Source organism: Lutibacter citreus (assembly GCF_003260195.1).
Classification (GTDB): Bacteria; Bacteroidota; Bacteroidia; order Flavobacteriales; family Flavobacteriaceae; genus Lutibacter; species Lutibacter citreus.
Genome location: NZ_QEIH01000002.1, coordinates 184510 through 210500 on the forward strand (window position 1 = coordinate 184510; position 25991 = coordinate 210500).

The 25991-nt window shown below is 31.1% G+C and carries 19 protein-coding genes; 11 read left to right on the plus strand and 8 right to left on the minus strand.

Annotated elements, in window-relative coordinates; genetic code table 11:
* Positions 1 to 394: 394 nt before the first annotated feature.
* Positions 395 to 1801 (minus strand): serine hydrolase domain-containing protein, encoded by a 1407-nt coding sequence (locus tag DAD81_RS03850; protein ID WP_111706921.1) that lies wholly within the window; start codon positions 1799 to 1801, stop codon positions 395 to 397.
* Positions 1802 to 1926: 125 nt separating this feature from the next.
* Here DAD81_RS03850 and DAD81_RS03855 point away from each other — a divergent pair, with 125 nt between their 5' ends.
* Positions 1927 to 3141, plus strand: a complete 1215-nt coding sequence (locus tag DAD81_RS03855; protein WP_111706922.1) for an aminotransferase class V-fold PLP-dependent enzyme — start codon at positions 1927 to 1929, stop codon at positions 3139 to 3141.
* 303 nt (positions 3142 to 3444) lie between these two features.
* Here DAD81_RS03855 and DAD81_RS03860 read toward each other — a convergent pair whose 3' ends face one another.
* Complete coding sequence (locus DAD81_RS03860) at positions 3445 to 4077, minus strand: ribonuclease H1 domain-containing protein (RefSeq protein WP_111706923.1); 633 nt, start codon at positions 4075 to 4077, stop codon at positions 3445 to 3447.
* Positions 4070 to 4639, minus strand: coding sequence for a phosphoribosylglycinamide formyltransferase (gene purN, locus DAD81_RS03865; protein WP_111706924.1), 570 nt, complete (start codon positions 4637 to 4639; stop codon positions 4070 to 4072). Before purN ends, DAD81_RS03860 begins: the two co-directional genes overlap by 8 nt.
* A 173-nt stretch (positions 4640 to 4812) precedes the next feature.
* Here purN and DAD81_RS03870 point away from each other — a divergent pair, with 173 nt between their 5' ends.
* The 5 genes from DAD81_RS03870 (at position 4813) to pyk (ending at position 9041) form a co-directional block, all read left to right on the plus strand.
* Positions 4813 to 5049 (plus strand): acyl carrier protein, encoded by a 237-nt coding sequence (locus tag DAD81_RS03870; RefSeq protein ID WP_068209181.1) that lies wholly within the window; start codon positions 4813 to 4815, stop codon positions 5047 to 5049.
* Between the two features lie 7 nt (positions 5050 to 5056).
* Positions 5057 to 6307 (plus strand): beta-ketoacyl-ACP synthase II, encoded by a 1251-nt coding sequence (gene fabF / locus DAD81_RS03875; RefSeq protein ID WP_111706925.1) that lies wholly within the window; start codon positions 5057 to 5059, stop codon positions 6305 to 6307.
* Between the two features lie 9 nt (positions 6308 to 6316).
* Positions 6317 to 7057 carry a ribonuclease III gene (rnc, locus tag DAD81_RS03880; protein WP_111706926.1) on the plus strand — a complete coding sequence of 247 codons (741 nt, stop codon included), beginning with the start codon at positions 6317 to 6319 and terminating at the stop codon, positions 7055 to 7057.
* Positions 7058 to 7146: 89 nt separating this feature from the next.
* The gene (locus DAD81_RS03885; RefSeq protein ID WP_111706927.1) at positions 7147 to 7602 is read left to right on the plus strand and encodes an IPExxxVDY family protein; all 456 of its coding nucleotides are present in this window, start codon (positions 7147 to 7149) and stop codon (positions 7600 to 7602) included.
* Positions 7603 to 7604: 2 nt separating this feature from the next.
* Positions 7605 to 9041 (plus strand): pyruvate kinase, encoded by a 1437-nt coding sequence (pyk, locus tag DAD81_RS03890; RefSeq protein ID WP_111706928.1) that lies wholly within the window; start codon positions 7605 to 7607, stop codon positions 9039 to 9041.
* Between the two features lie 270 nt (positions 9042 to 9311).
* Here pyk and DAD81_RS03895 read toward each other — a convergent pair whose 3' ends face one another.
* Together DAD81_RS03895 and DAD81_RS03900 are read right to left on the minus strand one after the other, a co-directional pair.
* A complete protein-coding gene (locus tag DAD81_RS03895; RefSeq protein ID WP_111706929.1) occupies positions 9312 to 9659 on the minus strand; it encodes a hypothetical protein in 348 nt (115 codons plus the stop codon).
* A 93-nt stretch (positions 9660 to 9752) separates the two neighbouring features.
* Positions 9753 to 10325: an HNH endonuclease gene (locus DAD81_RS03900; RefSeq protein ID WP_111706930.1), complete on the minus strand. Its 573-nt coding sequence runs from the start codon at positions 10323 to 10325 to the stop codon at positions 9753 to 9755.
* 594 nt (positions 10326 to 10919) lie between these two features.
* Here DAD81_RS03900 and DAD81_RS03905 point away from each other — a divergent pair.
* Both DAD81_RS03905 and DAD81_RS03910 read left to right on the plus strand, forming a co-directional pair.
* On the plus strand, positions 10920 to 14048 hold the full coding sequence (locus DAD81_RS03905) for a coiled-coil domain-containing protein (RefSeq protein ID WP_111706931.1): 3129 nt from the start codon (positions 10920 to 10922) through the stop codon (positions 14046 to 14048).
* Between the two features lie 93 nt (positions 14049 to 14141).
* Positions 14142 to 15014: a BT1926 family outer membrane beta-barrel protein gene (locus DAD81_RS03910; protein WP_111706932.1), complete on the plus strand. Its 873-nt coding sequence runs from the start codon at positions 14142 to 14144 to the stop codon at positions 15012 to 15014.
* 242 nt (positions 15015 to 15256) lie between these two features.
* On the opposite strand, the gene DAD81_RS03915 is transcribed toward DAD81_RS03910, so the two are convergent.
* Positions 15257 to 17380 (minus strand): Tex family protein, encoded by a 2124-nt coding sequence (locus tag DAD81_RS03915; RefSeq protein ID WP_111706933.1) that lies wholly within the window; start codon positions 17378 to 17380, stop codon positions 15257 to 15259.
* 42 nt (positions 17381 to 17422) lie between these two features.
* Complete coding sequence (locus DAD81_RS03920) at positions 17423 to 18604, minus strand: winged helix-turn-helix domain-containing protein (RefSeq protein ID WP_111706934.1); 1182 nt, start codon at positions 18602 to 18604, stop codon at positions 17423 to 17425.
* A gap of 740 nt (positions 18605 to 19344) precedes the next feature.
* Between DAD81_RS03920 and DAD81_RS03925 the strand changes: the two genes are divergently transcribed.
* Together DAD81_RS03925 and DAD81_RS03930 are read left to right on the plus strand one after the other, a co-directional pair.
* The gene (locus tag DAD81_RS03925) at positions 19345 to 20358 is read left to right on the plus strand and encodes a glycoside hydrolase family protein (RefSeq protein WP_157961074.1); all 1014 of its coding nucleotides are present in this window, start codon (positions 19345 to 19347) and stop codon (positions 20356 to 20358) included.
* An 18-nt stretch (positions 20359 to 20376) separates the two neighbouring features.
* Positions 20377 to 22806, plus strand: coding sequence for a hypothetical protein (locus DAD81_RS03930; protein ID WP_111706936.1), 2430 nt, complete (start codon positions 20377 to 20379; stop codon positions 22804 to 22806).
* Positions 22807 to 22874: 68 nt separating this feature from the next.
* Here the strand turns inward: DAD81_RS03930 and metG are convergent, their stop codons facing one another.
* A complete protein-coding gene (gene metG / locus DAD81_RS03935) occupies positions 22875 to 24932 on the minus strand; it encodes a methionine--tRNA ligase (RefSeq protein WP_111707376.1) in 2058 nt (685 codons plus the stop codon).
* Positions 24933 to 25033: 101 nt separating this feature from the next.
* Here metG and DAD81_RS03940 point away from each other — a divergent pair, with 101 nt between their 5' ends.
* Positions 25034 to 25930: a S66 peptidase family protein gene (locus DAD81_RS03940; protein WP_111707377.1), complete on the plus strand. Its 897-nt coding sequence runs from the start codon at positions 25034 to 25036 to the stop codon at positions 25928 to 25930.
* Positions 25931 to 25991 lie beyond the last annotated feature (61 nt).

Below are 25991 nucleotides of genomic sequence, written 5' to 3' on the forward strand. Positions count from 1 at the left end.
CATTCTTACTTAAATTTTATTATAACTTTATTTTTTTCAACCAAACACCTTAATCAACTATAAATAAGGCGATTAAATAGATTAATTTTCAATTAAAAACGATTAAAAAACTTAAAATCACTACCCTAAAGCACTAATTCAAAATATTTTAACGCTGCAAAGCTACTTTTTTAAATAAAAAATTAACATAATTTCAACAAAAACTTAGCCAATTTAATATTCTTTAACATAAACGACATGCTTTGTAACATAAATAACACCTATCGATTTATTCGACCCAAGTTTACATATAAAGTCACATTATTGTATAAAAACTCTTAACATTTTAGTTTTAATGTTAAGAGTTTTTATAAAGGAATAATTTAATTTTATTTCAGTTAAAATAAAGTTTTCATTAATTAATTGTAGAAAGAATATTTTTTAACAAATTGTTATAGGTTATATTATTCAATTCAAATTCAACTACGTGTTTATTTTCGGCAGGTTTAATAGGTCTTGTCTTTAACAACTCATTTATTTTACTATAAGTAGCTCCCAACCTTACTACAACTAAATCTTTTGATGGAATTATAATAACACGCTGTCCTTGAAAACCATCTGCAAAAAAACAGTCTTTGGGTACATCTGATAAATGCCCTTTTGAATTTAACCAAAATTGAGCTCCATAAACACCTTGAGAAGTGTTTGTTGGTGTAGTTGTATATTTTACCCAATCTTCACTTATAATTTGCTCTCCGTTCCAATTTCCATTATTTAAATACAACAAACCATAACGCGCCCAATCTCTTGCTGTTGCCCAACTATAGGATGAAGCAATGTAATTACCTGCCATATCTGTTTCTAATAACATGGAATGCATTCCAATTTTATCTATTAATTGGGAATACCAAAAATCTAAATATTGTTGATGCGTTTTAAATTTTTTACGGATAATACCAGATACTAAATTTGTTGAACCCGAAGAATAGTACCAATGCTCATTAGGTTTGCTAATTAGTTTTTTATTTATTTGAGGTTTTGTCATATCACTTTCTAAATACAACATTTTTGTAACGTCTGAAATTTTGGTATAATCCTCTTCCCAATTTAAGCCACTATTCATTTGTAATAAATTATTGATGGTAATTTTAGAACGTTTGTCATTTTTCCACGCATCAATTGGTGCTAACTCATCTTTATTTAATAATCCTTTTTTACTCATTACCCCACAAACGGTACTCATTAAGCTTTTTGCCATGGACCATCCTAAAAATCGCGTTTGTTTATCAAAACCATCCGCATACTTCTCTGCAATAATTTTATTTTTATAGAGCACAACTAAAGCACGTGTTGTATTTTCAGGTGTATTTTCATTAAAATAATCTTCTACTACATTATTTAACTTCTTATAATTTATAGCAGAAAAAACGGTATCTTTTTGAGGTAAATCGCCATACGGAAATGGCAAAGCTGTTTTAATTTTATAACGGTTTGGTTTAAAGGTAATTTGGTCTGAATTTTTAGGTAACAAAATACATCCTACACCTTCTTTATATATAGCCTTTCTTTTCATTAACCCAAAAACCGTTGAAGTAACAGATTTTTCATCAAAATTAATTTTGTTTTTAGCTATATTAATTGGACTAAAACCATTATCTCCTTTTTCAATAGATGATAATTCTCTATCCGCAACAAAAGTACATGAACAAACACCTTTTGCTGAAAACCCTGAAATAATATTTAAACGCGGATATTGGTTCCAAACAACAGCAACAAGAATTACAACTAACGGAAATATTCCAAATTTTAATACTTTTTTCATTTGAATAGAAATTTTATGATTCTCAAATGTAACATTTATTTTGTGAGTTTAAAAAATCAGGAACACACCCTATAAATAACTTCAATTTTGTAATTTTGTATTTAGAATCATTCTAAAAAACACACATGATAGATATTCAAAAAATTCGCGCAGACTTTCCTATTTTAAAAACAACAGTTAACGGAAAGCCTCTTGTTTATTTAGATAATGCAGCTACAAGCCAAAAACCACAAGTAGTAATAGACAGTATTGTAAATTACTATTCTACAATAAATTCAAACATACACCGTGGCGTTCATACCTTAAGTCAGAAAGCTACCGACGCTTATGAAGAAACTCGTATAAAATTACAACATCATTTTAACGCAAATAAAAATTATGAAATTATACTAACTGCAGGTACAACACACAGTATAAATATTGTGGCTACAGGGTTTACTTCATTATTAAAAAAAGGAGATGAAATTATTGTTTCAACTATGGAGCATCATTCAAATATTGTTCCTTGGCAAATGCTTTGCGAAAGAACAGGTGCTATTTTAAAAGTAATTCCTATGAATTTTGAAGGGGAGTTATTAATGGATGCTTATGATAATTTACTTTCTAATAAAACAAAGTTAGTTTTTGTAAATCACGTATCAAATGCACTTGGAACCATAAACCCAATAAAAGAAATTATTGATAAAGCTCACCAGGTTGGAGCGGCTGTTTTAATTGATGGAGCTCAAAGTTGCCCACATTTAAAACCAGATGTTCAAGCCTTAGATGTTGATTTTTATGTTGCTTCAGCTCATAAATTATGTGGGCCAACTGGAGTTGGTGTTTTATATGGTAAAGAAGATTGGTTAAATAAATTACCTCCATACCAAGGTGGTGGAGAAATGATAAAACAGGTAACTTTTGAAAAAACTACCTATGCAGATTTACCTTATAAATTTGAAGCTGGAACTCCAAATATTGCCGGCGGAATTGCCTTTGGAGCAGCTATAGATTATATGAATGAAATTGGCTTTGATAATATTGCCAAGTATGAAGATGAATTGCTTAATTACGCTACAAAAAAATTGTTACAAATTGAAGGCTTAAAAATTTATGGGACTGCTAAAAATAAAACTTCAGTAATTTCATTTAATATAGGTGATATTCACCCATTTGATATAGGTTCAATTATTGATAAATTAGGAATTGCCGTTAGAACCGGACACCATTGTGCGCAACCAATTATGGCTTTTTATAACATTCCTGGAACAGTTAGAGCTTCATTCTCTTTTTACAATACTTTTGAAGAAGTAGATATATTATATGATGCTTTAGTTAGAGCTAAAACGATGTTGAGTTAAATTAGATGTTACAAAACTATTTTATTAAGCACTAATATCAATCCACCCAACATGCTGAACCTGTTTCATTAGCCTTACGTTTACCATATTATGAGATCCCGAATCAAGTTCGGGATGACGCATTATCTTTGATAAATTCAGCATTACACTGAATTTATTTCAGCATCACATAATAAATAAGAAGAGTTGGATGAGACCCGTAATTTGAACAATCACGAATTCCATAATATAAAATTTAATGAGTAATCAAGTTCTAGGTGGCGTGATAAATTGAAAACAACTCCAAATTAATCATTAATTAATCTATTTTCTCCCGAAATCAGCAGGTATTTCTCCCCAAGCTTTGGTTTCCCATTTTAAAACTTTTGTGGTGTATTTATTTTCACTCAGCCATTTTTCAGCACGTTTTACAAAATCAAATAATTCTTTATTTTTTGAAGTAATTTGTAAATTTGTTCTACACTGACCTTTTTTAACCCAACTCATTGCTATTTTAGAATCTGAATAAATTGGAAGGTTGCTATTTCTCTGTTTTAAAAAACCAAGTCCATGAACTAATGCCAGAAATTCTCCAATATTATTTGTTCCTTGTTCAAAAGGACCTTGAATAAATAATTGTTTTTTTGATTTAGAATCTACTCCGCGATATTCCATTTTTCCAGGATTTCCTGCGCAAGCTGCATCAACTGATAAAGAAGGATAAATAGGTAGTCCTATTTTTTTTAATTCTTCAGAAGAAAGTTTTACTCTTTTAGTATCTACACCTACATAATCTTCATATCTACCTTCTAATGCTTTTTCCGCAGCTGTTTTAGATACAAATGCCTTGTATTGAGCACCTTTAAAATCTGTGATTTGCTTTTTACAAACATTCCAAGAAGTAAAAACTCCTTTTTTATGCCCTTTCCAAACAACGTAAAATTTCTTTTTAGCCATTTTTTAAAATAACTTGTTCAATAACTTTCGGGAAATTCTCATACTCTAATGTATGTACTTTATTTGCTACATCTTCCGCAGAATCTGACGGTAAAACTTCAAATTTCTTCTGAAAAACAATAGCACCTTCATCATAATTCTCATTTACAAAGTGAATTGTTATCCCAGATTCTTTTTCTTTATTTTCTACAACCGCATCATGAACATGCATTCCATACATCCCTTTTCCTCCATATTTTGGTAATAAAGCAGGATGAATATTAATTATTTTATTTGGAAAAGCCTCAATAATAGTCTCCGGTATTTTCCAAAGAAAACCTGCTAAAATAATATAATCAGCTTTCTTTTTTAAAATATCTAACACAACATTAGACTTTGAAAATTCCTCTCTATTAAAAATACCACTACTGATATTCAACCTTTTAGCCCTTTCTAAAACTTTGGCATCTTTCTTGTTGGTAAGCACCTGAGTAACAGAAATAGATTCATTATTATTAAAGTACTTTATAATGTTCTCGGCATTTGACCCAGAACCTGAAGCCAGTATTACTATACGATTCATAATTAAAAACTTGTTCTTCACAAATAAAACAAATTATTAGTAACAATTACCCATAAAATATAAAAAAAAATAGATTTATTATGTATGCATAGAATCTTTTATTGTTTAAAAGATTTTGAATTCATAAAAGTTTTATATTTTTGCCGAGTAATTAAATTTAAATTAAAAAAAATATGTCAGACATTGCATCAAGAGTAAAAGCCATTATCGTAGATAAATTAGGCGTTGACGAAAATGAAGTAACAACAGAAGCTAGCTTTACTAACGATTTAGGAGCAGACTCACTTGATACTGTTGAATTAATCATGGAATTTGAAAAAGAATTTGATATTCAAATACCAGATGATCAAGCAGAGAACATTGGAACTGTAGGTCAAGCAATTAGCTATATAGAAGAAGCTAAAAAGTAATTTTCATATGGAATTAAAACGAGTAGTAGTAACTGGACTTGGAGCATTGACTCCAATAGGAAATAATATTGAAGAATATTGGAACGGGCTTGTTAACGGTGTTAGCGGATCAGCTCCAATAACACATTTTGATGCATCCAAGTTCAAAACTCGTTTTGCTTGCGAGGTTAAAAATTTCAATGTTCTTGATTTTATTGACCGTAAAGAAGCTCGCAAAATGGATAAATTTTCACAGTATGCTTCAATAGCATCTGATGAAGCCATTAGCGATGCCAACTTTGATTTAGAAAACTTAGATAAAGATAGAGTTGGTGTAATTTGGGGAGCTGGTATTGGAGGTTTAGAAACGTTCCAAAACGAGTGTATTAATTTTGCCAATGGCGATGGTACTCCTAGATTTAACCCTTTCTTTATACCTAAAATGATTGCTGATATTGCACCTGGTCAAATTTCTATTAAATATGGATTTAGAGGACCAAATTTTGCAACTGTATCAGCATGTGCATCATCATCAAATGCTTTGATTGATGCTATGAATTATATTCGTTTAGGATATGCAGATGTTATGGTTTCTGGTGGCTCTGAGGCTGCTGTAGCAATAGCTGGTATGGGTGGTTTTAACGCTCTACAAGCACTTTCAACTAACAATGATGAGTATAAAACAGCATCTAGACCTTTTGATAAAGACCGTGATGGTTTTGTTTTAGGTGAAGGAGCTGGAGCTCTTATTTTAGAAGAATATGAATACGCAGTTGCTCGTGGCGCAAAAATTTATGCTGAAATAGGCGGTGGAGGCCTTTCTGCAGATGCTCACCATATTACAGCACCACATCCTGAAGGATTAGGAGCTAAAAATGTAATGAGAAACTGTTTAAAAGATGCTGGTTTAAAACCAGAAGATGTTGATGCTATTAATATGCACGGTACTGCTACACCTCTTGGTGATATTGCAGAATCTAAAGCTATTATTGAAGTTTTTGGCGAACACGCTTACAACTTAAACATTAACTCAACCAAGTCAATGACTGGTCACTTATTAGGTGCGGCTGGTGCTATAGAAGCTATTGCTTCAATATTAGCAATAAAAAATGGTATTGTACCACCTACCATAAATCATTTTACCGATGATGACCGAATTGACAGTAAATTAAATTTCACGTTTAATAAAGCACAAAAACGTGATGTGAAAGTTGCAATGAGCAACACATTTGGCTTTGGAGGACACAACGCTTGTGTGCTCTTTAAAAAATTTGAATAAAATAACTGAATGAAATTCATTCGAAAAATTATTGAAACTCGTTCTGCTAAGGACGAGGCATTTGTTGTTGACTTAAAAAAAATAATAGGTTTTACACCAAAAAATATACACCTTTATAAGAAAGCGTTTATTCATCGTTCTATTAAAGAATATGATAACAAAACAGGGCATCCTTTAAATTATGAACGTTTAGAATTTTTAGGTGATGCTATGCTTAGTGCTGTAATTGCTTCATTTTTATTTAAAGAAGTACCTTCTGGAGATGAAGGTTACTTAACTCAAATGAGATCTAAAATTGTAAGTAGAGAACATTTAAATGAACTTGGTAAAGACTTAGATTTATTTAGATTTGTTAGAAGCAATGTTGCAAAATCTAAATTTGGTGAAAATGTACATGGAAATATATTTGAAGCACTAGTTGGAGCTATTTATCTAGATAGAGGTTATAAATATTGCAACAAGTTTATTTTTAAAAGAGTTATTAACCCATATGTAGATGTACCAAAACTTGAAGGAAAAATAACAAGTTATAAAAGTATATTTATTGAATGGTGCCAAAAAGTAAAAAAAGAATTTGTTTTTGAAGTTTATGAAGACACCGCAAATGACATTGTAAAACATTTTAGTGTTAAACTTTTTTTAGACGGAAAAATAATTTCAAAAGGAAGGGCAACTTCTAAGAAAAAAGCTGAAGAGACAGCTGCAAAAAGAGCATATTTTGCTTTTCAACAAGAAATATCCAATATTTAAAATTGGTTATGTCGAATACGATTTCGTAAAATAATTAGTATCTATTACTAAACAATAGTACTTTTGCAACATTAATACTCATTCTTTACATGCAGCATTTAACGTTTGATTTAGAAGATGATTATTTATTGGTTGGAATTCATTCAACCGAAGAAGATTTTAGATTGGCTTATTTAATTAATAAACATCTAAATTTTAATTTTACCAGATATAAGGAAAATTTAGACTTTAAAAACTCTAATGCTCAATTCCCTTTATTCGAATATAAAAATGAAAAAACCTTCATCAACTATTACCTTATTAATAATAAATTTTTAAATGTTAATAATGAACAATATGCTGATGGATTATTTGGAGGTGAATATAGCACAACATCTTATTTAATACCAGAAAAAAAAAGAGTAGATTATCTGCTTAAGATTGAAGGATGCGATCCGAATTATATTTTCAATTTAATTGAAAAATTAAATAGTATTGAACAAATAATTACCACTTACCAAATAGAAACTAACACTTTAAAATCAAAAAATAACCTAATTTTTTAATTATGGCACAAAACAGAAAACGCACCAAAATAGTAGCAACTTTAGGCCCCGCTTGCGACAATAAAGAGGTTATTGAAAGTATGATAAAAGCCGGTGTAAATGTATTTAGAATAAATTTTTCTCACGCCGAATATCCTGATGTTATAAGAAGAGTAAATATCATTAGAGAAATAAATGAACGTTGTAACTACCATGTAGCAGTATTAGCTGATTTACAAGGACCAAAATTACGCGTTGGAATTATGCAAGATGGTATTGAGTTAAATACTGGAGATACATTTACTTTTACTACTGAACAATGTGAAGGAACTCATGAGAAGGCATTTATGACTTATCAAAATTTCCCAAAAGACGTTCAGGCTGGTGAACATATTTTAGTTGACGATGGTAAATTATTATTTGAAGTTATTGACACTGATAGAAAAACTAATGTAACAACTAAAGTTTTACGTGGTGGACCTTTAAAATCTAAAAAAGGAGTTAACTTACCAAATACAAAGATTTCTTTACCTGCACTTACTGAAAAAGATCATAAAGATGTTCTTTTTGCTATTGGGTTAGATGTAGACTGGATAGCTTTATCTTTTGTAAGAACACCTGAAGATTTAATATTATTACAAGATATTATTAAAGCTAATTCTGATCACAAAATTCCTATTATAGCTAAGATTGAAAAACCAGAAGCTGTTGATAATATAGATAAATTAACACCTTATTGTGACGCCTTAATGGTTGCTCGTGGTGATTTAGGTGTTGAGGTACCAATGGAAAGAGTTCCTTTAATTCAAAAAAGGTTGGTATTAAAAGCTAAAAAAGCTCATATCCCAGTAATTATCGCTACACAAATGATGGAAACTATGATTGATAATCAAGTTCCAACAAGAGCCGAAGTTAATGATGTTGCAAATTCTATTATGGATGGTGCAGATGCAGTTATGTTATCTGGTGAAACAGCAATGGGTAAATTTCCATTAGCGGTAATTCAACAAATGCGTAAAATTATAGAAAATGTTGAAAATTCACCATTAATTTCTATGCCTGAAAAATATATTCAGTGTATTAATGAACGTTATGTTTCAAAAACAATTTGTCATCAAGCTGCTTTAGTTGCAAATTCTGTTAATGCAGAAGTAATTACAACATTAACTGATTCAGGATTTACTGCTTTTCATATTTCATCTTGGAGACCAACATCTAATATTTTAGTATTTTCATCAAATAAAAGAGTTTTAGCAATGCTAAATTTATTATGGGGTGTAAAAGGAGTTTACTATGATAGGTTTGTAAGTACAGATCAAACAATTGAAGATATTAACAATTTAGCAGCTGAACGTGGATATTTACGTGAAGGGGATTTTGCTATTAACGTAACTTCAATGCCAGTAAAAGAAAGAGGTATGGCTAACACAATGAGAATTACAGAATATCATAAATCTTAATTACTTTTAAGATTATATACTTTTAGTAAAATAAAAAGACCGCAAGAAAATATTCTTGCGGTCTTTTTTTTATAAAAAATGCTACTCCTTATTATTATAACTAATTAAAAAACAATATTAAGAGATAAAACAGATTATCCTCAACTCTAATTAGTTTGCTAAAATCCCTCTTTTTAATCAGCTTTATTTTTTATATAATTTATAAGAAACAAAAACCTAAACACATTAATAAAATAGAATGTGCTTTAAAATACTTCAACAGAAAACTTACTATTCCTTTTTTATTAACAAATAATAATCATTCTCTAAAGCTAAATAACCTTGGTTGTAAATATAATAATAGGTATTCCCTGTTTTAGTAATGTAAATAGAAGTGAAAAAATTAAAATCAAAATTACCATCCAATAATTTTGTTCTTGTAACCTTAGTTTTACCAGTAACATTTAACTCCGATAATAATTTGTGATTTTTACGAAGACGGTTATTAATATTTCTTATTAAATTTTTACTGTCCTTATTAATTTTATTGTTGTAAGAATTTCTACAATAATCGGAGCAAAACTTTTTATCTATCCTTCCTTTAAGTATTGCACCACACTCCAGGCAATTTTTTTTCATATAATTTATTTATCTTTTACAAGGTAATAGAGAATGTACGCAATTTTTTATTTTCATATAGGTTAAATTTAAACAAACTCACTTACTATAATTTTAATCTTTGTTACTATCCTCAATATCAATTTTTACACTACCCCAGTTTTCACCAGATTTTATTCTATATAACTGCATTTCAGAAATTCCAAATTGCTTCGCAATCATTTTTAACCTAGTTTTTCTATTAGGATCAAATATTTTCTTTTTAATTAAGCGCACTCTACCTTCAGTTAATTTAGAATAGGTTCTTTTACCAAATCGCTCTAACTTTTTAGGGTTTTTTTTATGATGTAAAAACATTTCTGATTTATTCACCCATTTTAAATTTGAAGATTCATTATTTAGTTTATCAAAATTTAAGTGAATCACATAAACTTGATCTTCTTTTTTATCACAAAATAATTCAGCTACAATTCTATGTGTATAGCAATAACTAGATCTATCTCTGCCTTTTTTTCTTACCCAAAAGGTATCATACCCACCAACTAAAGAGGTTTTTGATAATTCCCAATCTTCTTTATCTATCTTTTTTCGTTGTACCCTACCATAATTAGAAATTAAATATTCATCTTCAACAACTAACAATTCATTTTTATAAGGTTTCCACACTTCATTTCTATAATTTCTCATATTCCTTTTAATTTTAGTTAGTTACCACGTAATATACAAAAAATTTATTCGACTCCTATTATATATAAAATCTTACCTTAAACATTTTTAAACGTACTTTTAAAAAATCACACAATTTACAGAAACTAAAAAATTAAGTTAATCTTCAAAAATGAAATATATCTCACTGCACCTCTAAAATTAACTTTACAGCTAAATATTATAGATTAAAAAATCAACTTGAATAAATCCTTTAATTTGTCAATTCTTAATTAAAAACGCAGGTTTTAATCCTTTAAATTTAGAAAGTTGACTTTTTTAACTCACTTTTATTTAAAAAAAACAAATAAAAATTCTAAATATCATAATCTATCACTAATAATTGCAATAATCACTCAATAAAAACAGCATAAAAACCAAACATAAACTATTGTTTTTTAACCTTTTACATAAGCCAACACACTCTAACACTTATTAACCGTCAAAAAAACATTAGTTTTCGCATATCAACTATTGCATAATTAAATATTTTATGTAGTTTTGTTAACTAATTGTAATAACACAAGTTTATTAACCTATTTAAATTTTAAAGAATATTAATTAAAAAGTTACAAAATGAAAAATTTAAAAAAATTGTCGGTAGTACTATTTGCTACTTTACTAAGTTTAAACTTCACATCATGTATTGATGACGGAGTTTCTGACGCTGTAGACCAAGTATACTTGGCGCAAGCAGAATTCCTTAAAGCACAAGCCACATTAAAAGAGGCTGACGCTCAAGTTCAATTAGCTATTGCTTCTAAAGAAGAAGCTAAAGCTCAATACCAATTGGCACTAGCAGAAGTACAATTAGCTAATGCACGTGAGAAAGATGCTGACACTGAATCTCAAACAATTCAGAATACTTATGACGCTGCAAAAGATGCACAAGATCTTCAAAAGTTTGCTGCTCAATTAGATGTTGAGTTAGAAAAACAGTTAGGTTTGCTAGAAGAAGCAAAATCTGCAAATCAAGTTGCATTAGTTGCTTATGCTGATGCTGTTGCTGAAGCTAAAGATGCTTTATTAACTAATTTAGCAGGTAAGTACACAAGTAGAATTGGTGATTTAGATCAACTTTACGTAGATGAAATTTCTAAAATGAATGACATTGCAAAAGCTGAGTTAGTTTTAACAGGTACTTACGGTGATGAAACTGCTGCTTTTGTACGTGCTGGTTTAGTTGCTGATTTAGCTGAATTAAATCAAGGTTTATTAGATGCTCAAGCTGAAATTGCTCGTTTAGAAGGTTTAACTCCTTCAGATGCTCAACAACAAACTACTGATTTAGAGCAACAAATTGAAGATTTAAAAGATCTTCAAATGGCTTTAGGTGTAGATTTAGCAACTAAAGAAAATGCATTTACAGAAGCTAAAGTTGCTTTTGAAGCTGCAAATCAAGATTTTTCTGATATAAACACAAAACAAAATGAGGTTGATGGTATTAACGCTTTAATTACTGCTCACAATAATGCAGATAAAGCTGCAGATAAAGCTATTGCTACAGCTAACGATAATATAGCTGCAATTCCTGCTGCTGAAACTGCTGTTGCTGATGCTGAAGCTTATATTGTTACTGCTGAAGCTGGTGTACAAACGGCTAAAGATGATGTAGCCGCTGCTGAAGCTGCTGTTGGTGTAAATTACACTAATGACTCTCCTGATGCTGTTAAAGATCCAAAAATTACTGATTCTCCTATAACTGAAGTTACTGCTTGGGATAAAGTATGGAATGCAGAATTAGCTGCAATACAAGCTAAAGCTGAGTATGATAGTATTGCTAAATATACTGTTGTCTCTACTACATTTGGTGCACCAGCAATTATGTTAAATGACTTACAATCTGCATTAAAAGGTGCTATCCTTGCTGCTACAGGAACTTTACCTGCAAGTATTCAAGCTGCTCAAGATACATTTGACGATGCTGCTGCAAGAGAAGAAGCTGCTCAACTTGCTTTTAACGCTGACCCTTCTGGATCAACTTGGACTGATGGTACTGACGGTGGTACAACATTTCCTAATACATTAATTGGTGATCATACTGATGGTGCTATTGCAACTTCATATGTAAAAGTAGCAACTTGGCAAGAATTACCAACCACTGGTAGTGGTTTTTGGTATCCTTTAACTTATGTAGCTGGTTCAGTTCCTGCTATTCCAGTTGTTGCTGGTTATAGTGAATTTGATGCTTCTGCAGGAGTAAATACTGCAGATAAAGATGAAGCTTTAGCTGATACAAAAGCATTTTATGTTGAAATTGAAGCTGATGATACTCCTACAGATAATTTAACTGAATTAATTGATGCTGCAGCTGCAGCTCAAATAGCTGAAAACGCTTTAAATACTTTACAAGGTACTAATAGTTTAGAAGCTAAAACTATTGCTGATGCTCAAGCAGAATTAGATTTCGCTTATGCTGCTTTAGGGTATGCTGTACCTCCAACTAGTTTTACTAGTTCTGATTTAAATGCTTTAGCTGCTAAAAAAACTGCTGCTCAAAATGATGCACAAGCTGCACAAGCTGCAATTGGTACTGATATGACTAACGTTGTTGTTGGAACAGCAATTACAAGTCCTTACAGTAACGCTGAAAAAGCAACTGCTTACTATAACGTTGTTGTAGCTGAAGCTGCTGTACAAACGGCTAACGCTGCTTTAGGTAATGATTTCCGTCCAGGTAACCCAGAAAGTTGGGAAACTGAATTTTCTGTATGGTATGATTTAACTCCAGATGCTATGGCTGATGATGCGTACGATGTAAATAATCAAGCTGTTGTTGGTACTGGTAACCAATACCAAGCATTAGAAGAAGAAGTTAACGCTGCTGGTGATAAAGAAAGACTTTACTTATTACCACACGTTGCTAAAGGTTCTTACACTCCTTCTGCTTACCAAGAATTAAGAAATGCTTATTTCATGTTAGTTTGGGAAATGGAAAAACTTGAAGCTTTACAAACTGTAGAGTACGTAAGTCCATATAATGAAATTGGTAATAATAATTCAGATTCAAATGCTAAAACAATAACTGAAGCAACAAAAGATATTGCTAAGATTGCTGATTTATTAGTTGCTGATGAAGCACTTAAAGCTATATACGACGCTCAATTAGCTGACTTAAAAGCTGCTGCTGGTTATGATACTAGTTCTCTTTTATGGGATCACGAAACACAAACATTTTCTGTAGTTGAAAATTCTGGTGATTATGGTCAAACTAATGGAAGTAATGCAAATTATAATGATTCTGGTTACTTACCTTTATTAGCTGATTTATTAAATGCTGAAATAGCTAGAGATATGGTAGCTGTTCAAGTACAGGCTAACAAAGCTGAGCAAGATAAAATTACAAATATCATTAACCACGTTCAGTTCTATTTATTAGATAACGATCCTAGTGATGCTGCCTATGCAATTAAAAATGTAGAATCATTTGAAGAATGGGTTAAAGATGCAATTGCAATGGAAAACTATGATATCGACGGTGAAGCAGTAACTATTGATGGTACTTCTTACTCTGCTAAAGATGGTTTAATTAAAGACATTGAGCAAGCTGAAGTATTAATTGCTAAAGACATGGTAACTGAAGAAGATGCTGCTGCTAAGCTTGAAGATGATAAACGTCAATTAGTTGAAATTCAAACTGAAATTGAATACACAGAAGATTCTGCTGCTAGTATTTTAGCTAGAATGGAACTTTTAATGAACTAGTAAAGTTTTTTTAAGAAATAAATTGAGACTGGAAGTTTATCTTCCAGTCTCTATTAAACTAAAATTAGTCAAATCTTAAAGAACTTTAACAATATGAAAAACAAAATAATTTTTAGCTTTCTACTTTCAATATTTACTGTTGTTGGTATGAATGCTCAAGATAAAGATTCTCAAAGCAAAGATGCTTGTGCACAAGATACTTGTGAACACAGTCCTAGATTTGCGCCAAAAAGAGGAGACTTTACTGCTCAAATGTTATTTGGTAGAGGTAATTTTGCTAATTATAATCTAACAGGTCAAGTACCTACTTCTAGTACATCTAGCGCTTACGCTGGAACAGGAAGTACTGTTATGAGTACTGATTTAGTTGTTAGTGAAGTTAGCGCTAATGATAACAGCATATCTAATATGACTGGTGCTGAATTTAGATATTATGTTAGTGATAAAGTAGCATTAAAAGTTAGTGGTGCTGCAATATTAAGAAACACTCCTTACCAAGTAAATATTCCAGGTGTTAACGATCCTACTACAGGAGCTGTTATTATACCAGGATACAGTACAGTAGATTCAACTGAAGAAATTCAGGCACAATTCTCTATTGGAGCTGAATATTTATTGAAAACAAACAATGAGAGATTATTTCCTTATGTAGGTATAAACTTACCATTTGATTACGCTAGAAGTTCTGTGTTTACACCAGCTTCTATTGATATAAGTGGTAATGTAAGTATCCCTGATACAGGAGCTCGTCATTACGAAGTAACAGCTTATAGTGCACAGTTTATTGCTGGTGCAGATTACTATATAGCAAAAGGATTATTTGCAGGTTTCGAGATTAAACCAGCATCTTATACTTACGCAACTAGCGTTAAGTCTCCTGCTCCTGAATTGAGAAATTTAGAAGTAGAAAATAGTACAGTTTCATTCTTTGCCCAATATTCATTTAAACTTGGGTTTAAATTTTAACTTGTGGGATATTACTATATTATGAAAAGGCTACCAATTTGGTAGCCTTTTTTTTTGTATATACTTTACGCACTTTCCAAGTTAAAGAATTTAACTAGCACTATTAACTTAAGAAATACATTCCTTTATCATACTCAAGATAATCAACTCTCTTATTTGAAAAGAACAGTTAAAACTTAACTAAAAAACCTTCACCCAGAATACAACTGTAAATATTAGTATAAGCAAAGAATCACTATTTTTTATTTAACCAAAGCCAATTGAATACGTTTTCTAGCCACATCTACTTCTAATACTTTAACTATAACTTGTTGGTGTAAGCTAACAACTGAACTTATATCACTAACAAATTTATCAGATAAGTTTGAAACGTGTATTAAACCACTTTCTTTAATACCTATATCTACAAAGCAACCAAAATTTGTTATATTATTCACAATACCGGGTAATAATTGCCCTTCATGTAAATCAGTAATACTTCTTATATTTTGATTAAAAGTAAATACTTTGGCTTTTTCCCTTGGATCTAACCCTGGTTTTTCAAGCTCTGCAACAATATCTTTTAATGTAGGCAAACCAACAGTAGCAGAAGTATACTTTACAAGGTCAATTTTTTGAAGAACTTCTTTATTACCAATTAAATCATGAACAGTACAGCCTTCATCTTTTGCCATTATTTCAACAACTTTATAACTTTCAGGATGCACGGCTGAATCATCTAAAGGATTTTTCCCATTTTTAATTCGTAAAAATCCCGCACCTTGTTCATACGCTTTATTACCTAAACGAGTTACCTTTTTAATATCATTTCTTGAAATAAAAGGGCCGTTCTCATCTCTATACTTTACAATATTTTCTGCCAATTTAGGTCCAATACCAGACACATAACTTAGTAAAGAAGTACTTGCCGTATTAACATTTACACCAACAGAATTTACACAACTTTCAACAACAGTATCTAAAGAAGTATTAAGTTTAGTTTGATCAACATCGTGCTGATATTGTCCAACTCCTATAGATTTTGCATCTATCTTCACTAATTCCGCCAACGGATCCGCTAAACGACGCCCTATTGAAACCGAACCACGAACAGTAACATCATAATTTGGAAATTCATCACGAGCAATTTTTGAAGCTGAATAAATACTTGCACCTGCTTCACTTACCACAAAAACCTCAACATCTTTATTAAAACGCATTTTACGAATTAAATGTTCCGTTTCACGAGATGCTGTTCCATTACCAATTGCAATTGCTTCTATTTTATAAGCGTCTACCAATGAATTAATTTTTTTCATTGCACCAATAGAATCATTTTTTGGAGCATGTGGATAAATAGTTTCGTTATGCACCAAGCCTCCTTGTGCATTTAAACAAACTACTTTACAACCCGATCTAAAACCAGGATCAATAGCCAAAATAGTTTTTTCGCCTAAAGGTGCACCTAATAATAATTGCTTCAAATTTTTAGCGAATACTTCAATTGCGTTATCATCAGCTTTTACTTTTGCAATATTTAACGCTTCGTTTGATAATGATGGAAATAACAATCGCTTATAGGAATCTTCTACAGCAAAACTAATTTGTTCACTACATTCACTTTTAGAACGAATGATTCTGTCTTCCATTTTTTCCAATGCACGTTCATTATCAATCTCAATTTTAACACGAATAAAACCTTCTTTTTCTGCTCTTAAAATGGCCAATAATCTGTGAGAAGGACAACGGTTTAAACTTTCAGACCAATTAAAGTAATCTCTAAACTTTTGAGCTTTTTCATCTTCAACCTTAGCTTTTATAACCTTTGTGGTAATACTCGCATATTTTTCTAATTGATATCGAATATTGTTCCTAATATCCGTGCGCTCATTAATCCACTCCGCAATAATAAAACGAGCACCTTCTAATGCACTATCTTTATCTGCAACTTCCTTATTTATATATTTTGAAGCTGTATGATCCAAATCGTTTACTCGCTGACTCATTATCATTTTAGCCAATGGTTCTAAACCATTCTTTCGAGCAGTTTCAGCCTTTGTCTTGCGTTTTTTCTTAAAAGGAAGGTAAATATCTTCTAAAACAGTTAAGTCCGTTGTAGCTTCAATTTTTTGTCTTAATTCAGTCGTTAAAACCTCTTGCTCTTCTAAAGCTTTTAAAATAGCTGTTTTTCGTTTTTCTAATTCCTCAAACTGAGATTTAAATTTTACTATTTCTCCTATTTCAACTTCGTCTAAATTTCCTGTTCGTTCTTTTCTATAACGAGAAATAAATGGAATAGTACAATCTTCATTTAATAACTGAACCGTGTTTTCAATTCCTTTTATTGGAAGATTTGTTTTGTTTTGTATGAAGTTTAAGATTTGCATTTTATTGTAAGCTTATTTTTGGCAAATTTAAACTTTCAAACCTTAATCCAAAGTCTCAAGCTCAACTAACTTACATTCAATTTCAGTTCTATTAATTCCTTTAACTTCAAATAATGCGTTAAAATACTTTTTATCCTTCGGAATTCCCTTATAAAAATTATCTAACCATTCTTTATTCAAAAAGTTATTTACTGTTGCCAATACACCAATATCATTGTTAGAAACAAAAAACAAGGCTCTTTTTCCATTCTCAAGTTTTGCGAAAGAAACTAAGGCATACTCTAAGCGAATTCCATCTTCCAAACTGTTTTTATATTCTATTTTTCTGTTTTCTCTGGTAGCAACAAAACTATACATATCTGATTGATTTCTAAACACCTTGCTATTTTTTAAAAATATAGGTTTAGAAGTACTCATAGTTTTCAATTGCCCAATATAAATGAGATTATTATCTCGTAATTCATCTAACTCAAAATTACTTTCTAAACGCAACCCAAAATTACTTTTATGCTTTACAAATAACTCTGTAAGTTTTTTTACAGAAAAAGGGGCCATTTTAGAAAACAACGTATAATTTGCCAACCTCATCGAATCATTTGGGTGCTTTTGCAAATAAGAAATATAATCTGCTTTGTTGTTTATATCCTTATGCATTGTTGGTGCCAATTTATTGCCAAGTGTATGCCAGACAATGATTTGGTCTGCCATAATGCATATATTCTTCTCGCTTTTAAAAAAATCATTCCATAAATACATGTCCTCTTTCAAAAGACTTGTAAAATATACGGAGCCAAATACAATAGCTAAAATTGAGAACAAACCAATAATTCTATTTTTAGTAATTATTTTATTCACAAAATATTTAGGTTTACTTTCTTCGCAATAAGAACTCGAATCTCTTTTTTCAAAACTTAAATTATACTGTCCTTTCTCGAGCTTAAAAACAAGCGGATCATTTTTCCCTTCAGTTGTATAATACTCTTTTAATTTTTTTCTCAAATTATACATATAAACACGAACCTTACTATCGTTTTTGTGAGGTTCGTAATTCTTTTCGAATAATTCAAAACCAATTACATATTCATTCACATCTTTTCCAAGATTCGAACATTCAACCAAAAACTTTAGTAGTCTAACATTTCTAGGAGATTTTTCAAACATACGATCTCCGCATATTTTCTTTAAACAACTCTCAATTAATGTAATATCTAAAGGTTTTTTCATAATAGTAAAAGTACTAAAATAAAAGACATAAAATAAATGTGAGCTACTATGACTAGAAGGATGTTAATTCTACTTAACATATAATTTAACCGCTAAATAACTTTATTTTATCGAATTCGACACTCTATATTTAAGCAGTGATGTATTTTTATAAAAACAAATCAAATTAATATGAAGAAGATATTTTTATTGACTCTTATAGGAGTATTCTTATTAACGATATCATGCAATAAGAATGAGAACACCAAACAAGATATTACAATAACAAAAGGACCATTCAAACTATAGAAAAAGCGTTTGAGATATCTGAAGTAATAAGAGAAAATACAAATGAAACGATAAAATAAAATAAAATGAAGGTCTTAAAATTGATAATTTTGGTTTTATTGGCAAGTGCCTGTAATACGCCAGAAAAGTTTCAAATAACAAAATTAGAACTCTCTGATCAAGAAATAGACAGAGATGGAAGTGTTACCTTAAAGGTTTCAGTTATAAACAACAGCGAAACAAACGAAGAGCAAGATATTAATCTATATATTTCAAAACTTGGGCAATTTTTTGAAACACCCAGAGACTCTTTGAAATTAACAAAAAAAATATCAGGCAAACTGGGTAAGAAACAGCTAGTCGAATTTAATTTAACCCCTGGTAATTTACAGGTGCTCTGGGGTAATAATCGAAAAATAACAGCTCCTGGAACGTATTTATTATATGTTGGTTTTTCTTCAAACAGGAACAACATGAAACATGTCAAACTTAAAATAAAGGATGTTTTAAGTAAAAAAGAAACTGCTTATGAAGCATCATATGAAACCGAAAATCCTTTTCGTGATGCAATGCTACCGGTTCCTAAAACTGCAATCTTCAAAATGAAAGGCTATTCGGTATGGTGTCCTGCTATAATTAAAGTTGACAACGTATATCACATGTTCTGCTCACGATGGGCTGACACTGCATTCTGGGGAACAAGTCATATCATTAGAGCAACATCTAAATCATTGTTCGGCCCATATGAATACAAGGAAACAGTAATGAAGCCATCAACCTTTCCACATAAATGGGGGCAAGTAGGCTTACACAATCCTAAAATAATGAAAATCAAAGATAAATACCTATTATACTTCCTTGGTATCCCTTCAGGACATACAGGATATGCAATTTCTGATAAAATAACAGGACCTTGGGAAATAATAGATAAACCAGTAATTCCAATAAATAATCCTGCAATGTGTATTTCCAAAAATGGGAAAGCCTATGTAGTAGGAAAAGATAATGTGAAGGAAAACGGTAATGTTATCAGGAAAATGCGAGCATTTGAAGCCGATAATTATATGGGACCTTTCAAAATGCTTGGAGATACTCTCAACAGATTACCTTATAATTTTCAGCTTGAAGACCCAGCGATATGGTTTAACAATAACCAATACAATATAATTTGCACCGACTGGTTAGGTTTGATAACGAGTGAACAAAAATCGGTTGTATATTTAACCTCAAAAGACGGTATAAATTACAAATTATATTCTCGTCAAGCTATTTGGAGGCGAACAGACCCTATTCCTATTATTGATAAAAAAACCTCTGCTATTGATACACTATATATCGAGCAAGTTGAACGCCCCGAGGTATATCTCAATAAAAAAGGTGAAGTAGAAGCTCTTATGGTAGGAGTAATAGATAGAGTAGCTAAAGACAAAAAAATAAATTATATAATGATTCGTCCGGTGGATAAATTTGTACCAAAAAATAAATAAAAAAGGAATCTCTTGAACATGAAAAAACATTTATTATTAATTCTAATTCTGACTTTAATAAGTATAAATTCATACTCGCAAATAACTTTACTTGGTGACAACGCACCACACGCCAACGTTAACGATGGTGATTTTGAAGCCGTTCGAGGTTATTGGCGTCAGTCTAAACAATCTCCATTTTGGAAAACGTACAATGTAAAAGGACTTGGAGAATACAAAATGGGATTACATTATGGCACCATGTTTAGTATTAACGATATTGGTATTGCAGAATCTAAGCTATTAAATACCAATCCTGATTATCAAAATCCAAAAGCTGGAGATATCATAAACTGGAGTTTTGGAGCAGATTTAGAATACATCAGTAGCGGAGGCATTTCATTAAGTCTTGTTTTCGGTAAAAATGAACATATTGTAGCCGAAAAAGTGAAACTAATTGGTTCAGATAAAGTTGTTGAACATTTTAAAGGAACTTATACCGTTACTGAAGAAGATGCTAATGCTGGACTTCCTTTTGTTAGAGCCACATTTTATAGCGAAGATGAAATAAAAGTATTTTTACATTATGTAAATATTAGTGTTGTTGACAACAATAAAACTGGACCAAATATTTCTGCTGAAGTACAAAACGATGGCATTAATTTAACTTGGAAAGATAATTTAGCCAATGAATATAGTACATTTTACATATACCGACAATTTAATGAAAAGCAACCATATGAAAAGCTTGGAGAAACTTCAGAAAAAAACTTTTTAGATACAACTTTAATAAACGGTGTAAAATACACCTACGTTGTAACTCGTTATAATAAAAAAGAATCTGGGGCTTCTAACAAAATAAACATAGCTAAAATAGACACCATTCCTCCTACTCCGCCAACAAACTTAAAAGCCGAAATATATGATTCTGAAATAAAAATTTCTTGGAAAAAAAGTGTAGATAATGATGTTAAAAATTATTCGGTTTATCGCGGTGATGAAAATGGAAATAATTTGCAAGAAATTGCACATAATATTACTAGAAATTTCTATTTAGATTTTACACCTGCTAAAAATATTAAAAATACATATGCAGTGTTTGCTGAAGATTATAGCGGCAATAAAAGTGTTGCCTCAAAACCATTAAAAGCGAAAGTAAAAATGGTCTCTGGAGTGTCATTTAGTGATTTAATTTTACCAATGTCAATTCATAAAAAACTGAGTTCTAATGTTTGGGGAGCTGAAGGTGTTTTACCTCGCGATGCTGATAATGGAATAGAAGATCCTGCATGGAGTTATTGGGGAGGACGACCTGTTAAAGACAAAGATGGAAAATTTCATATAAATGTTACTCGCTGGCCTGCTAATGCAACCAAAGGTCATTGGGAATGGCCAAGATCAACCGTTGCTCATGCAGTTTCAGAAAAACCACAAGGCCCCTATTTAGTAAAAGATAATACTGTTTATGAATTTAATAATGGTCTAGGGCATAATCCTGATATCATCCTTTTAAACAATGGAACTTATTTAATGTATTCTCTTATTAATTGGGAACCAACCTTGTTTTCGTCAAATTCTATGAATGGTCCTTGGAAAAGATTAGGAATTATGAAAGTTGATACAAATACAACCTTAGAAAAACCTAACTTATTATACCGTTTTGAAAGAAATTTATCTGGAGTTCAATTAAATGATGGTCGTTTTTTGTTTGTTACCAAAGGTGGCGCAATGATGCTAAGTGAAGGAACCAACCCTTTAGGAATTTATAAAATAATGACTGCTCCTTTACAAGGAAACCCTATAATTCCAGAAAAATATAGAAATTCAAATTTTGAAGATCCTGTTCTTTGGAAAGATGAAGTTCAGTTTCATATGATGATTAACGCATTTATAGATTACCGTGCTATCTATTTGCGTTCACCTGATGGAATTCACTGGAAATTTAATCCCGGGACAGCCTACACACCTAATAATACATTTTATGAAAATGGTACTCAAACACATTGGTATAAGTTAGAACGCCCTCACGTTTTAACTGATGAATATGGGCGCGCAACTCATTTATCTTTAGCTGTTATTGATGTTCCAAAAGCTGATGATCTCGCTAAAGACAAGCATAGTTCTAAAAATATAGTAATGCCTTTAACGGTTCACAAACGTTTAAAAATATTGAATAAAAAACCGGTTACTAAGGATACAAAATCTATTAAAATTTTAATTCTTTCAGAAGAAGGTTTTGATGCTCAAAAAGATATTGATATTGAAAGCCTAAGATTTGGAGCTGCAGAAGAAGTTGATTACGGACGAGGTTGTAAAGCAGTTAAAACAAAGAAAAAAGGCGCAAATTTATTAGTTGAATTCAACGGCATAGGAAACGGAATTACAGCAAGTAATTTTGTTTGTAAACTTCTTGGGAAAACAAAAAAAGGAAAACTAATTATTGGGTTTTCTAAGTTACAAGCTGAGTAGTTTAAATAACTAAAAAAGGTCATTCAAAATATATTTTGAATGACCTTTTTTATATAATATTAGTTATTTTAACTCACCTGTTCACCATTTTTAACTGAATCATTTCCTGGCTCAACAAAAGCAAGTTTTCCATCAGGAGTATCAGTCATTAAGATCATTCCTTGGCTTTCAACACCACGTAATTTTCTTGGCGCTAGATTCACCAAAACAGTTACTTTTTGACCAATAATATCTTCTGGTTTAAAACTTTCTGCAATACCAGAAACAATGGTTCTAGTATCAATACCAACATCAACTTTAAGTTGTAATAACTTTTTAGTTTTGGGTACTTTTACAGCTTCAATTATAGTTCCAACACGCATATCAAGTTTTGTAAAATCATCAAACTCAATAGTTTCTTTTTGTGGTTCTACTACTTTATTTTCAGCTTCATTTGCTAATTTTGTAGCTTCCAATTTATCTAATTGAACTTGAATCTCACTATCTTCAATTTTAGCAAATAATAATTCGGCTTTTCCAATAGTATGATTAGCGGCAATTAATTCTGGAGTTGTTTCAATAGCATCCCAAGCTACACCTTCAGAAATATTTAAAATTCCTTTTAATTTTTCTGCAGAAAAAGGTAAAAAAGGCTCTGCAACAACAGATAATCCTGCAGCTATTTGTAACGCAACATACATTATTGTTTTTACGCGCTCTGGATTTGTTTTTATCAATTTCCAAGGTTCTTCATCAGCCAAATATTTATTTCCTAAACGGGCCAAATTCATTAACTCCTGAGAAGCTTCTCTAAAACGGTAGCGCTCTATAGAACTCGAAATAATTGATGGAAATTTCTGCAGTCTTTCTAAGGTTTCATTATCAACATCTGAAAACTCATTTGGCTCAGGAATAATTCCTTCGTAATATTTATTTGTAAGTACCACTACTCTATTAATAAAATTACCGAAAATGGCAACCAACTCGTTATTATTACGTGCTTGAAAATCTTTCCAAGTAAAATCATTATCCTTTGTTTCAGGTGCATTTGCAGTTAAAGCATAACGCAACACATCTTGCTTACCAGGGAAATCTTCTAAATACTCGTGTAACCAAACTGCCCAATTCTTAGAAGTTGATATTTTATTTCCTTCTAAATTTAAAAACTCATTTGCAGGTACATTTTCAGGTAAAATATAGCTTCCTTCAGCTTTTAACATTGCTGGGAAAATAATACAATGAAATACAATATTATCTTTTCCAATAAAGTGAACTAATTTTGTGTCTTTGTCTTTCCAATAAGGCTCCCAATCTTTTCCTTCACGTGCTGCCCATTCTTTAGTAGATGAAATATAACCAATAGGAGCATCAAACCAAACATACAGCACCTTTCCTTCTCCACCTTCAACAGGTACAGGAATTCCCCAATCTAAATCACGAGTTACAGCTCTTGGTTTTAAACCATCATCTAACCACGATTTTACTTGCCCAAGAACGTTTGTTTTCCAATCGTTCTTATGCCCTTCAACAATCCATTCACGTAACCATTTTTCGTATTTATCTAATGGCAAGTACCAGTGTTTTGTTACTTTGGTTGTTGGTACATTTCCCGTAATTGCAGATTTTGGATTGATTAAATCAGTTGCATTATGACTTGTTCCACAGCTCTCACACTGATCGCCATAACTTTCTTCGTTTCCACATTTTGGACACGTTCCAATTACAAATCTGTCTGCTAAAAACTGATTCGCTTCAGCATCATATAATTGTTCAGAAGATTCTTCAATAAATTTTCCTTCATCATATAATTTTTTAAAAAATTCAGAAGCAGTATCATGATGTACTTTTGCTGAAGTACGAGAATAATTATCAAAAGAAATACCAAATTCGCTAAACGATTTTTTAATAATTGCGTGGTATTTATCTACAATATCTTGTGGAGTAACACCTTCTTTTTTCGCCTTTAAAGTAATTGGCACACCGTGTTCATCTGAACCACATACGTACAACACATCGTTTCCTGTGTTACGTAAATAACGTGCATAAATATCAGCTGGCACATAAACACCTGCTAAATGACCAATGTGAACTGGTCCGTTAGTATAAGGCAAAGCCGCCGTAATGGTATATCTTTTTGTATTGCTCATTAACATAAATTTTGAAAGTGTAAAAATACGGATTGTTTGTTAGAAAAGTGAATAGTTGTTTGGGTTTTCGTAATTTGCATTTAGATTTAAAACTAAAAAAATTGATTCAACCTTCTTTTTTACAAAAAAACGATACTGTTGCCATCGTTTCTACAGCTCGAAAAATCACATCGTCAGCAATTAAACCTGCCATAAACTTACTTAAAAGTTGGGGCTTAACTGTTGAAATTGGAAAAACAATTGGTTTAGAAGACAATCAATTTGCTGGAAATGATCTTGAACGCACTGCCGATTTTCAGCAAATGCTAGACAACCCAAATATTAAAGCTATTTGGTGCGCTCGTGGTGGTTATGGAACCGTTAGAATTATTGATAAATTAGATTTTACTGAATTCAAAAAACACCCGAAATGGATTATTGGATATTCTGATGTTACTGTTTTACACAGTTACTTAAATAATTTAGGTTTTCAAACATTACACGCAACTATGCCGTTGGATGTAGAAAAAAACACCAAAAAAGCTTTAGAAACTTTAAAATATTGTTTGTTTGGGAAAACTATTTATTATGAAATTCCTACTTCAACAGAAAATAGATTAGGAAAGTGTTCTGGTGAATTGATTGGTGGAAATTTATCTATGTTTTATAGTTTATTGGGCAGTGAAACAAGCATAAACACAACTGGTAAAATATTATTTATTGAAGATTTAGATGAATACTTATATCATCTAGATAGAATGTTGATGAATTTAAAACGTAACGGTTATTTTAACCATTTAAAAGGACTTATTGTTGGAGGAATGACTGATATGCACGACAATAAAATTCCGTTTGGTAAAAATGCAGAGGAGATTATTTTAGATATTACTTATAAATATGATTTTCCAATAGTTTTTAATTTTCCTGCGGGACATCTAAAAGATAACCAAGCCTTGGTTTTTGGTAGAAATGTTGAATTAGAGGTTGGTGAAGAGAAAAGCTCAATAAAGTTTAAATAATAATTTAGTTTAAATGTTTGAAAGTACGTCATGCTGAACTTGTTTCAGCATCTCATCCTAA